11 protein-coding genes are annotated in these 11,902 nt (G+C 68.5%); 9 read left to right on the top strand and 2 right to left on the bottom strand.

The window, feature by feature from the left end; all coding sequences use genetic code 11:
- Positions 1 to 232 precede the first annotated feature (232 nt).
- On the bottom strand, positions 233 to 718 hold the full coding sequence (locus D7Y13_RS29540; protein WP_120585616.1) for a DUF1772 domain-containing protein: 486 nt from the start codon (positions 716 to 718) through the stop codon (positions 233 to 235).
- An 80-nt stretch (positions 719 to 798) separates the two neighbouring features.
- Here D7Y13_RS29540 and D7Y13_RS29535 point away from each other — a divergent pair, with 80 nt between their 5' ends.
- The 6 genes from D7Y13_RS29535 to D7Y13_RS29510 all read left to right on the top strand — a co-directional run bounded on the left by D7Y13_RS29535 (position 799) and on the right by D7Y13_RS29510 (position 9,058).
- Positions 799 to 1,587 carry an AraC family transcriptional regulator gene (locus D7Y13_RS29535; RefSeq protein WP_120585615.1) on the top strand — a complete coding sequence of 263 codons (789 nt, stop codon included), beginning with the start codon at positions 799 to 801 and terminating at the stop codon, positions 1,585 to 1,587.
- A gap of 144 nt (positions 1,588 to 1,731) precedes the next feature.
- A complete protein-coding gene (locus D7Y13_RS29530; protein WP_147444500.1) occupies positions 1,732 to 2,775 on the top strand; it encodes a hypothetical protein in 1,044 nt (347 codons plus the stop codon).
- A gap of 103 nt (positions 2,776 to 2,878) precedes the next feature.
- Positions 2,879 to 4,816, top strand: a complete 1,938-nt coding sequence (locus D7Y13_RS29525) for a SulP family inorganic anion transporter (protein ID WP_120585614.1) — start codon at positions 2,879 to 2,881, stop codon at positions 4,814 to 4,816.
- Positions 4,817 to 4,935: 119 nt separating this feature from the next.
- On the top strand, positions 4,936 to 6,603 hold the full coding sequence (locus D7Y13_RS29520) for an arylsulfatase (RefSeq protein WP_120585613.1): 1,668 nt from the start codon (positions 4,936 to 4,938) through the stop codon (positions 6,601 to 6,603).
- A gap of 384 nt (positions 6,604 to 6,987) precedes the next feature.
- Complete coding sequence (locus D7Y13_RS29515) at positions 6,988 to 8,319, top strand: Tox-REase-5 domain-containing protein (protein ID WP_120534559.1); 1,332 nt, start codon at positions 6,988 to 6,990, stop codon at positions 8,317 to 8,319.
- A 13-nt stretch (positions 8,320 to 8,332) separates the two neighbouring features.
- Positions 8,333 to 9,058, top strand: coding sequence for an immunity 52 family protein (locus D7Y13_RS29510; protein ID WP_233595924.1), 726 nt, complete (start codon positions 8,333 to 8,335; stop codon positions 9,056 to 9,058).
- An 82-nt stretch (positions 9,059 to 9,140) separates the two neighbouring features.
- On the opposite strand, the gene D7Y13_RS29505 is transcribed toward D7Y13_RS29510, so the two are convergent.
- Positions 9,141 to 9,962, bottom strand: a complete 822-nt coding sequence (locus tag D7Y13_RS29505) for a hypothetical protein (protein WP_120585611.1) — start codon at positions 9,960 to 9,962, stop codon at positions 9,141 to 9,143.
- 184 nt (positions 9,963 to 10,146) lie between these two features.
- Between D7Y13_RS29505 and D7Y13_RS29500 the strand changes: the two genes are divergently transcribed.
- The 3 genes from D7Y13_RS29500 to D7Y13_RS29490 form a co-directional block, all read left to right on the top strand.
- Complete coding sequence (locus D7Y13_RS29500; protein WP_244222386.1) at positions 10,147 to 11,073, top strand: formylglycine-generating enzyme family protein; 927 nt, start codon at positions 10,147 to 10,149, stop codon at positions 11,071 to 11,073.
- A 5-nt stretch (positions 11,074 to 11,078) separates the two neighbouring features.
- The gene (locus D7Y13_RS29495; RefSeq protein WP_120535939.1) at positions 11,079 to 11,297 is read left to right on the top strand and encodes a hypothetical protein; all 219 of its coding nucleotides are present in this window, start codon (positions 11,079 to 11,081) and stop codon (positions 11,295 to 11,297) included.
- 42 nt (positions 11,298 to 11,339) lie between these two features.
- Positions 11,340 to 11,902: pseudouridine synthase (locus D7Y13_RS29490; protein WP_147452517.1), on the top strand; the 563-nt coding region annotated here is incomplete at its 3' end.

The following is an 11,902-nucleotide window of genomic DNA, read 5'->3' as shown; positions in this document are numbered from 1 at the left end:
ACCATCCGCTTCACCATTTCTGACTTGAATCCATCCGTGTACGACACTGCTTCCTGCCTGCTCTCGCCCCCAAGGCGCGGTCATCCCGGCCGATCAGCCGAGGCGACAACTTCCCTGACACAGGGGGATCGCAGCCCGCATCCACTGAGCCTTCACCGTTCCGAAGGCCCAAAGGACATTTCGGAGCCAGCCCTCAGACTTCATCCAAGAGGAGGACTATTCCTCAAGTCAGTTACTGGACCACCCGCAGCCACGACAGGGCCTGGAGGGAAGCGAACCACGCCACCGCGACGAGCGTGTGGCGCAGGTGGTTCACCTGGGACCAGCGCAGCGCGGACGCCACGGACCCGGGTGAGTCCGGCGCGTCCAGAAGGCGGAGCATCGTGGGGATGAAATACGAGAACGTGAGCAGCCGGTCCGCGAGCGCGACCCCGGCCGCCACGAGCCACCAGAGGCGCAGCGGGCCCGTCACCTGCGAGGCGAAGTAGAAGCTCGCCAGCGTGAGGAGCGTCAGCGGCCCCGTGCTGACGAAGGCCCAGAAGCGCAGCCCCACGTTGTCCTGCCGCGCCGCCTCCGCGTTCCAGTGCGCTCCGGTGACATCCAGCCACCGGGGCAACAGGATGCGGTGCTCATAGAGCCCCGCGCCGAACGCGACGCCCAGGTTGAGCACGAAGAGCCACAGCAGGATTGCGCCCACGGACAGCTTCAGGTTCATCATGGGTTGAAGGATGTGTCCCCGCCCGCCCGGGCGTCTTTCGCGTCCTTGTGCTGTTTTTCTCAATCCTGCGGTGATTCGCGATGAGCCCCCGGCACGTCCTCCTCCAGCAGATTGGCGCCGACATCGTCCGCTTCCAGGACGCCTCCGCGGACTTCGACGCGGCGGTCGGCGAGGTGCTCGCCCTGGGCCGCGCGGAGCTGGTGTGCCTTGCGCAGCTTCACTTCGGAGGCCCCGCGCCCATGAGCGCGGTCGCGCGCGGCACCGACGTGGAGCGGCTGGAGCTGGCGGGCTACGTGCGACGGGAAGCCGCCCGGGGCGGCAGGCGGCTGGTGCTCACCGAGCACGCGCGTGAATGGATTGAAACCCTCTGGGGCCCCTTGAGCGTGGACGGGATGCGCTTGATGGAGCCCCTGTCGGACGCGGACCTGAAGGTCGTCGCCGGCTTCCTCACCGCCGCGCGAGCGGTCCAGGACCGCCATGCGTCCCGCCTGTCGAAGCTCCTCCAGGCCCCGGGGGGCTCACCGGCGGCGCGCAAGCGTGGCGGGCTCTCCGCCGCCGCGCTCTCCCGCGTGCAGCTCTTCGTCGAAGCCCACCTCGCCCGGCGCATCCGCGTGGGGGAGCTGGCCCAGCGCTCGGGCTTGAGCGTCTTCTACTTCACCCGCGCCTTCCGCCAGTCCACGGGGATGACCCCGCACGCCTTCGTCCAGAAGCGGCGGGTGGAGCGGGCGCGCGAGTTGTTGAACAACCCCATGCACTCGCTGGGGGACATCGCGCTCGCGGTCGGCTTCAGCTCGCAGAGTCACTTCACCACCGTCTTCCGCCGCGTCACCGGGTTGACCCCCGCCGTCGTCCGACGCGAGGTGCGCTGATCACGCGACCCGGCGGGCCTCGCGCCGGGCCTGGGCACGCAACGGCGCATCCACTTCCGGATGGGTGGAGCGTCTTGCCGACAACGGGCGCAAGGGCGGCACGGGCAATACCCGCACCACTTTCGTCTTCGCAGGTTGCCGGACATGCGAACCGTGCTCCTGGCCCTGGGCCTGCTGCTTGCTCCCGTGATGACCGCCGGGGCCGTGTCGTCGGACGAGGGCACTCCCCCGCTGAATCGACAGTTGGGCGGCCACACCTTCCAGTTGCCCATCTTCCAGCAGAGCGCGTTGATCACCACGCACGTGGGCATCCGCGAGGGGGTGGCGCGCTACAGCGTGCCCGCCATGCCCACGGGGGGCATCGAACGGCGGGACCTGTGGCTCCTTGGTTTGCAGTCGACGCTGGACCTGGGCCTGCGCCTCACGGACTGGTTGGACCTGAGCGTCTTCGCGCGGGCCACGAGCGTCATCGGGGCGAACGTGGTGTCGCTGGTTACCGACGGCGGCTCGCTCGACTCCGTGGGGCAGGCGGGCGTGGGGGTACGGCTGCTGCGCAGTGAAGCCAGCGGCACCCAGCTCACCCTGCGCGCCGTGGGCGGCCTCACCAAGGAACGTCAGCTGACGCTGCTGCCCTTCATCCGCGCCATCACCAACAATCCCCTGCTGACGGTGGACGATGTGCTGAATGGACAGGCCCGGGAGTACCTGCTGGTGCCCGCGTCCGAGAAGTCCGTCACGGGCGGCGTGTTCCTGGCGCAGTCCCTGGGGCCTGCCTTCTCCCTCCAGGCCTCCGCCATCGCCGACTACGCGTGGCGGACGAGCAAGCCCTTCGACGCCGTGGCGGGCGGCCGCGTGGAGCAGAAGACGGAAGCGACTCGCGTCAACCTGGCCGCGGCGCTGACGGCGGACATGGGGCCTCCGCTGGGCATCCCCATCGCGGTGATGGGCGAATACCTCTTCACCACCGGCTGGCGGACGGAGGTGGAGCTGCCCGACCACACGCTCCACTCGCACAGCCTGGCGCTGGGCGTCTACTACTCCGGCCGGCCGCACCTCCAGGTGGGCCTAGGCGCGGCGGCCACGCTTGATGCGGAGCCCCGTCGCACCCTGAACGCGGAGGGCGAGACGCTGGAGTCGGACGACACCACGCTCACCTACGCGCAGCTCATCCTGCGCTACATCTTCTGACCGGCCCCAATGACTGGCCGCGGACACGGGCACCCCCTGACGGCCCGGCCGCCCACTCCAGGAGGACGATGCCCGCGTCGGAAGGAGTGTCCACCTCGTCCCCATGGGACAAGCCTCGCGCCACGCCTCCGAGCGGACCGCTTCCCCATGGCTCGCCCGCGTCAGTCCCTTCATCGCCTCGCTGCGGGGCTATGACCCGACACGCCTGAAGAAGGACCTGGTGGGCGCGCTCACGGTGACGGCGCTGCACATCCCGGAGGGCATGGCCTACGCACAGCTCGCCGGCCTGCCGCCGCAGGCGGCGCTGTACTCCACCCCGGCGGCGCTGGCGCTGTACGCGCTGTTCGGCAGCTCGCGGCAGCTCATCGTCGCGGTGTCCGCCAGCGTGTCGGTGCTCTCCGCCGCCACGGTAGGCGCGATGGCACAGCAGGGCAGTCCGCGCTTCATGGCCCTCACCGCCGCGCTGGCCCTGCTGGCGGGCGCCGTCGCCGCGCTGGCGGGCGTGTTGAAGCTGGGCCGCGTCGCGCAGTTCTTCTCCGCCTCCGTGCTCAGCGGCTTCGTGTTCGGGCTGGCGCTCATCATCGCCATCAAGCAGGTGCCCAAGCTGTTGGGCATCGAAGGCGCCAAGGGGGGCTTCTTCGAGCGGCTGGGGTTCATCTTCACGCACCTGGGACAGACGCACGCGCTGACCCTCGTCGTGGGCGCGGCGAGCATCGCGGCGCTGTTGTTGTTGGGACGGCTGTCCCGGCGCATCCCCGCCGCGCTCGCGGTGCTGGTGCTGGGCATCGCCGTCTCCGCCGCGCTGCACCTGGACGCCAAGGGGGTGGCCATCGTGGGCCCCATCCCCGCCGGACTCGTGTCGCCCCAGCTCCCGCACGGCGTGGGCCTGAAGGACCTGCTGACGCTGCTGCCGGGTGCATGCGGCATCGCGCTGGTGGCGTTCGCGGAGGCCATCGGGCCGGCGCGCATGTTCGCCGCGAAGCACGGCTACGAAGTGGACCCCAACCGGGAGCTGGTGGGCCTGGGCGCCGCGAACGTGGGCGGCGGCCTCTTCCGGGGCTTCAGCATGGGGTGCAGCCTGTCCAAGTCCGCCGCCAACGACCAGGCGGGCTCCACCACGCAGGTGGCCTCACTGGTGACCGCGGGCCTGACGCTGCTGGTGGCCCTCTTCCTCACCGGCCTGTTCCGCACGCTGCCGGAGGCCACGCTGGGCGCCATCGTCGTGGTGGCCATCCTGGGGATGATGGATGTGAAGGAGCTGGCGCGGCTCTTCCGCCTGCGCCGGGCGGACTTCCTGGGCGCGGGCGTGGCGCTGTTGGGGGTGCTGGCCTTCGACGTGCTGCCCGGGCTGCTCATCGCCGTGGGCGTGTCCCTGTTCCTCACCGTCTACCGCGCCAGCCAGCCGCGCATGAGCGAGCTGGGGCGGGTGCCGGGGACGCTGGATTTGGCGGCCACGCACCGCGAAGCCTCCGCCATCACCCTGCCCGGCCTGCACGTCTTCCGGCCCGAGGAAGGTCTCTTCTTCGCCAATGCGACGTCCCTCCGGGATGAGGTGCTCGCCCGCGTGCGCGACGCCAGGGTGCCGGTGCGGGAGGTGCTGCTGGACCTGGAGCTGACGGACGACCTGGACGTGCCGGGCGCGGACATGCTCGCCGGCCTGCACGAGGACCTGTCCCAGCGGGGCATCACCCTGGCCCTGGCGCGCGTGCACCGGCCGACCTGGCGGATGCTGGAGCGCACTGGCGTGCTGGCGAAGGTGGGCTCCGAGCATGTCTACCCGCAGGTGAGCGCGGGCGTGGAGGCGTGGATGGCGCACCACGAATCCCAGGCGTGGCAGGAGTGGCGCCTCATCCGCGACGGGCTGTATCTGGTCCGCAGCCGCGTGGACGAAGCGGGCGCGAGTCTGCACGGCGAGGAGCGCCACCGGCAGGAGGACCTGCTCGTCCGCCTGGATGAAGCGGACAGGCGGATGCGGGAGCTGCTGCGGCACCTGCCCCATGCACCATCCGGGGATGACGAACCCCAAGGCACCCGCCACTGAACCCCGGCAGGGACCGTGCGGACCACCGCAACGGATGCCCGTCCGCGCCCTGGGGACGGCGCGCGCGCCGGAAGAAGACCGCACCTTGCACGGCAGTGAAACCGCGGAGGGGGCAACACATGGCGAGCGTTGGCAAGAAGCCCACGGGCAACGGCAACGGGCACGGCAAGTATGGGAAGCGCAAACCCAACATCCTGGTCATCTGGGGCGACGACATCGGCTTCTGGAACATCAGCGCCTACAACCAGGGGATGATGGGTTACAAGACGCCCAACATCGACCGCATCGCGAAGGAAGGCGCGTTGATGACGGACTGCTACGGCCAGCAGAGCTGCACCGCGGGCCGGGCGGCGTTCATCACGGGCATGAACCCGCTGCGCACGGGGCTCACCACCATTGGCATGCCGGGGGCGAAGTACGGCCTGCAGGACTCCGACCCCACCATCGCGGAGATGCTCAAGCCGCTGGGCTACACCTGCGGCCACTTCGGCAAGAACCACCTGGGTGACTCCAATCCCTACCTGCCGACGGTGCACGGGTTCGACGAGTTCTTCGGCAATCTCTACCACCTGAACGCGGAGAACGAGCCGGAGTGCCCCGACTACCCGAAGGACCCGGCCTTCAAGGCGCGCTTCGGTCCGCGCGGCGTGCTGCACACCTACGCCACCGACCGCAACGACGTGACCGAGGATCCGCGCTGGGGCCTCGTGGGCAAGCAGCGCGTCGAGGACACCGGCGCGCTGACGAAGAAGCGCATGGAGACGGTGGACGGCGAGTTCCTGCAGGGGACGCTGGACTTCATGGAGCGCGCGGTGAAGGAGGACACGCCGTTCTTCCTCTGGCACAACACCACGCGCTGCCACGTCTGGACCTACCTCCAGGAGAAGTACAAGAACGCGACGGGCTACGGGCTCTACGCGGACGCGATGAAGGAGCTGGACGACATCGTCGGGGTGCTGCTGGCGAAGCTGGACGAGTTGGGCATCGCGGACAACACGATGGTGGTGTTCTCCAGCGACAACGGCGCGGAGAAGATGGGCTGGCCGGACGGCGGCAACAGCCCGTTCCGCGGCGAGAAGGGTTCGACGTGGGAGGGCGGCGTGCGGGTGCCGTGCGTGGTGCGCTGGCCGGGCGTGGTGGAGCCGGGGCGCGTCATCAACGACATCTTCGCGCATGAGGACTGGATGCCCACGATGGTGGCGGCGGCGGGCGGGCCCACGGACCTGGTGGAGAAGTGCAAGAAGGGCCACAAGGTGGGGGACAAGACCTTCAAGGTCCACCTGGACGGCTATGACATGAACGCACTGCTGGCGGGCACGGCGCCGGGCGACCGGCACGAGTTCATCTACGTGCTCGACAGCGGCAACCTCGCGGCGGTGCGCTACGACGACTGGAAGATCATCTTCAGCTACCAGGACGGCGAAGGCCCGGACATGTGGTTCAGCGGCAAGCGCTTCAACCCGGCGTGGCCCTACCTCATCAACCTGCGCTCGGATCCGTTCGAGTACGGGCCGCACTCCGGCATGTACACGCAGTGGTACGGCGAGCGCATGTTCACGTTCGTGCCCGCGCAGATGCTGGTGAAGAAGTTCGCGGAGAGCCTCATCGAGTTCCTGCCCAGTCAGGCTCCGGGCAGCCTGAGCATCGGGCCGATGAAGGAGCGCGTGAAGGAGAAGATGAAGGAGGCGCGCAAGCGTGAGAGCGAGCCGACCATCGGGGACCAGGTGATGTCGCTGGCCAACGAGGTGGAGCAGTTCATCCATCGCTTCCAGCAGTCACACACGTAGCGACGGGTCCTCCGCGGGCGGTGACGGGAGCGTGCCGTCACCGCCCGTGAAGCCAGACGGCAATCATGTCCATCTCAAGGCTGCGCGTGACTGGTACAACTCCCAGCCACCATGACCTTCGAGCGCGTCGATCTCCTCATGCTGTGCATGACCCTCCTTGCCATGGGCTGCACTGGGGTCGAGACCTCGGCGGGACGCGGCAGTTCGCGGAGGCTCCACCAGCGCACGGCCTACGCGTCGGAGGCATCAGGGACGAATCAGCGGCCCCCTGAGACAGAAGACCCCAGTTCCGAGGAAGAGGAGGAAGGCCGCAGCCACCCAAAGCGTCTGCCTCCGGGAACGACCCTCCTTGGCACGCATCCCGGTGAACTGTCCCGGCAAGCGGTGGAGTTGGGACTCTTCGAGGTCGATGCCTTCGAGAAGCTGCTCGTGCGGGCCGGAATCGACGACCTGGACGAACTGCCGGTACGGCGCAATCCATTCACGCCCGATGATGCAATCGAAGTGCTGGAACGATTGCTCGAAAAGCCCGTGACGCTGGGCACCTTCCCACCTCGCATGGCGGCAGGCTTCCTGTTGCGGGAAGTGTTGGAGCACGGCGAAGTCTCCCGCGAAGAGTTGCTGCGCCGGATGAGGCGCTTCGCACGCGAACAGGTGGCGGTGCTCCGTCCGGACGGATACCTCGCATGGGCGCTCGACGGGAGCACACAGCAGAAGGTCGTCCCCATCCGGTGGAAGGATGGAGCGTTTCGCTCGGGCCACTTCGAGTTGGGTCGTTTCTACAGCGGACGAGGCGGTGTCTTCCGCCATGTGGATGGGCAGCTTCGCTCCGTGGACGGCCCCCCACTGGCCGAGGTCTACGACGATGCAGATGTCATCAACCGCTCGCTGGACGGTGCCGAGGATGCACTCAAGGAACTGGCGCTCGCTGTGGGCGGACTGATCTCACGCTCACCGGGGGACGCTCTCGCATCGCTCCAACACCTGCCCACAGGAGTGGTCGCCCTCATCAGATCGTCGCCGGAGTATCTGGAGCGATTCCAGTACATGACGGCGGGCGAGCAGATTCGAGAGGTCGCCCGGCTGACGACGAGCGTCATCGTCACCTGGGGCGCTGCCTCCGCCACGACACGCGCGGTGAAGGGATTGATGGTGGGCGCGGAAGCCACCGTCCCGGTGCTTTCCCTCTCCGCCGAGGGTGCGCTCGCGCTGGAGCGCATCGCAGTCCCCACGGGAAGCACGGCGGCGGTGTTGAGCGGGGGGCCCGGGGCAGCCGTCATCCTCCAGCGAGCCCATACGGTCACGCAGGGCGCGACGCCTCCTCCGGATCCCGGCAGGTGGGGCCCCTCCAATGAATCCATGTCCGCCCGAGCCAGGCGCTACCAGGAGCAGATTGCGGAGCACTCCGCCGACGAGGCCTATTGGGTGGACGGAGTGAAGTTCGACGGATTCAAGGATGACGTGCTACTGGAGGCCAAGGGCCCTGGCTATGCGAACAAGTTCCTTGATGACCTCAAACCCAGGGTCTGGTTCGAGAAGTCGGGAGCCAAGGCCCTTGTCGAGCAGGCGCAGCGACAGCTCAGGGCGGCCAGGGGCTCGGGCACGCCCATCCGGTGGCACATCGCGGAGCAGTCCACGGCGGATGCCCTCCGGAGGCTGTTCAAGGACAAGGAAATCTACGGGATTGAAGTCGTCTTCAGTCCACCGATGCCGTGAGGAAGGATAGAGCGTGGACGAGACCTACTACGCGGGAGCCTACTGGGGACCGAGGAAGGAGTCGCCGGAGGAGTGCGCACGGCGCATGGCAGGCTTCCTGGCCGCCCTGCCCGGGATCGATCCTTCATTCGCGCACTGGTTCCTGCCCGGCAGGTCCCGCAAGGACGCGCTGAAGCGCCCCATTGCTCCTAGTCTCACGGAGCTGGAGAAACTCGTCGTCCGAGGCAGGGACCGCGTGTTCGAGGACCTGGGCTTCCGCGTGAGCGGCTGGAACGGGGTGGCGGACGACCACGACGCGACCGGCTTCGACGTCCAATGCGGTAGCCATACCGATGTCGTGAGCAATACGTGCGTCTTCACCCTGCCCGGAAGGGGCCCCAACGCGGAGCGGATCTTGAGCGCTTCCGTCCTGGCAGGTCTGCTGCGGGAGACAGCCATTGCCTGGGAGCCTGACTGGGGCGTGGCCATGTCACATGCGCATCGCGACCTGGTGGAACCCCATCGCGTTCAGAGGGCGCCCTACGTCGGATGGGTGACGTACCTCGCTCGACACAGGGGTACGGTTCCGCCGCTGCCAGCCCCCATCCGCATCGAGCCCGTCCAAGACAAAGGCTCGCTCATCATCCTCACCCCCGAGCCATTTACGGCCAGCAACCCGGAACATCTGGCGCTCGCCTTGCGCGTACGTGAGCATTTGGAGCGGACGGGGCTGCTGAGGCCAGGTTTCCCCCTGTCGTAGCAACAGGAGGATCCAGGAGTCGGATGGCCCCCGCAGCTCAAGACACCAGTCTCTGCTCTGATGTCACGAGCTGCCAGGTTCCCTACCTGCAAACGGAGTCGTAGACAGGCGTGACCACCGGATCGCCTTGATCCACCTGGGTCACGACGGTGCCTTGAATGGCGCCCGCCACGGCGCGCGCGGTGAGGCTGAAACTGGACGGGCCCGTCACGTCCGCGCGGAAGATGAACTTGCAGCCGCCAATCCATGACGCATCCGGCACCGGGGCCCGGGTGCCGTCCGCGCACCCCGGCGGGAGGAAGCCGAGCTGGGCGTAGTTGCTGGTGTAGCGGTCCTTCTCCCCAAAGTACGCCATCTCCGACGTGTACAGCGCCCGGAGGCCCATGGTCCCCTCTCGCAGTTGGGCATCACAGACGAACGACTGCGCAGCAAGGCACTCCGCCGCATCGACGTAGCGGCGCACGCCGTTGCGCTCGAGCCAGAAGAGGATGCCGGAGACAGGATGCGTCCCGATCTGGAGCGTGATGCCCGCGGCCGACGTCCCCGCCGCCCCCTGCGCCACCGCCGTGAAGGACGGGGACGGATTCGGCGTGACGGCGGTGACCTTGTAGGCGAAACGGCAACCCGACACCCAGCCCGGGCCCAGCACGGGTGCCCGGGTGCCATTGGCGCACGGCGCCGGGGCGAAGTCGGCGAAGGCCAGCTGCGCCATGTCCGCGGTGAAAGAGTCCCGCTCCCCGAAGTACGCCATCTCCGCGGCGTAAAGCGACTTCATCTCCCGGATGCCCTCGCACTCCACCGTGCCGCAGTCCACGGGCGTGGGCACATCCGCCCAGGCAGGCACCGCCACCGCGAACGCTCCCACGCACAGCACGGACAGCCATTGCTTCAGGTTCAGCCTCATGGTTCGAAAGCTCCTCGGTTCGGGAAGGCAAACATCCCCGCGTCGCGGGTTGGACATTCTGCCCCCATTCCCAGTTCCATCAATCATTGCCCGACATACCCGCCGGCCCCCGGGACGGGTGTCATTCCCTGTCCCAGGACGGAGCTTGTCCTCGGAGGACCATGCGTCCTCCGGGGGCCACGCCATGCACAGGAACGAAGACCTCAGCGGTTCCGCCGTGGCTCCGGACACCTCCCAGCGGCCCGGCCGCGCCCCCTCCCCGGACATGGTGTGGGTTCCCGGTGGCACCTATTGGATGGGCTCCGACCACCACTACCCGGAAGAGGCCCCCGCCCATCAGGTGACCGTCTCCGGCTTCTGGATGGACAAGCACACCGTGACCAACGAGCAGTTCGCCCGCTTCGTGGAAGCCACCGGCTACGTCACCGTCGCGCAGCGTCCACTCAACCCGGCGGACTACCCCGGCGCGTCTCCAGAGACGCTCGTCCCCGGTTCGCTCGTCTTCCAGAAGGCGAAGGGGCCCGTGGACCTGAGCGACGTGGCGAATTGGTGGAACTACGTCCCCGGGGCCTGCTGGAAGCACCCGGAGGGCCGCCGCTCCTCCGTGAAACACCGCCGCGACCACCCCGTCGTCCACATCGCCTACGAGGACGCTGAGGCCTATGCCACCTGGGCCGGCAAGGCCCTCCCCACCGAGGCGGAGTGGGAACGCGCCGCGCGCGGCGGCCTGGACCGCAACGAGTTCTGCTGGGGCAATGACTTCACCCCTCACGGGGAACACCGCGCCAACACCTGGCAGGGCTACTTCCCCTGGCAGAACCTGCGCGAGGACGGCCACGAAGGCACCTGCCCCGTCGGCGCCTTTCCCCCCAATGGCTACGGCCTCCACGAGATGGCCGGCAATGTCTGGGAATGGACCTCCGACTGGTTCCAGGAGCGCCACCAGGGCAACAAGGGCAAGGCGTGCTGCACACCGTGCGCAAGCACTTCCCTTCCCCCAAGGACGGAGACTGAGCAGGCAGGGGGACACCCCGATCCTCCGGGCAGGACCCCGGAGCGTCGCTACCTTTCCTGGAAACGTCGCGACACCCAGGGGAGGAGCACCGCGTGAACCACATGCCCTATGAATCGATGGTCGTGGGAGGCACCGAACCCGGCCCCGGCCAACTGGCGCCGTCCCGCGAGGAGCGCCCGGAGGAACCCGGCCGTACGCCCCAGACGGCGGAGGACGGCGAGTTCGAGGACGAATCCCACCGCATGGCCGACGGCGACGAGCCCGGCCGCACGCCCGGCTCAGCGGAAGGCGAGGATCCGGACGAAGTCATCCGGAAGTAACCCCAACGCACGGCCGCCCCGCGCGGCTACAGTGCCGCGCCCATGCCTCGCAAGCCCGAACGGCCGCCGAAGTCACCTCCCCGCCCCAACCGCTGGGAGGGCAAGGAGAAGCCGGACTGGCTGTCCCGGGCGCTGGCCCGCGCCGGCGCCATGCCCCAGAAGGACGCGGAGGCCGCCATCAAGGCGGGCCGGGTGAGCATCAACGGCCACGTGGTGAAGACGCACCTGACGCCCGTGCCGCCCGACGCCGTCCTCAAGGTGGACGGCCTGCCGGTGCGCAAGGTGGCGCCCACGCACGTGCTCGCCTTCCACAAGCCCGCGGGCGTGCTGTCCTCCACCGCGCGCCAGCACCGCACCGGCACCGTGTTCGAAGTGCTCCTGCCCCAACTGCCCACGGAGCTCGCCAGCTTCACGTGGCACGCGGTGGGCCGGCTGGACGTGGACACCACGGGCCTGCTGCTCTTCACCAACGACGACAAGCTCGTCGCCCACGCCACGTCACCGGAGACGAACCTGCCCAAGCGCTACGTGGCCACGGTGTTCAGCATCGCGGACGAGGAGCGCGTGGCGCCGCTGCGCCAGGGGATGATGCTGGATGACGGCCC

The sequence above is a fragment of the Corallococcus praedator genome (genome assembly GCF_003612125.1).
Taxonomy (GTDB): Bacteria; Myxococcota; Myxococcia; order Myxococcales; family Myxococcaceae; genus Corallococcus; species Corallococcus praedator.
This window is presented reverse-complemented; position numbering and strand designations above follow the sequence as displayed.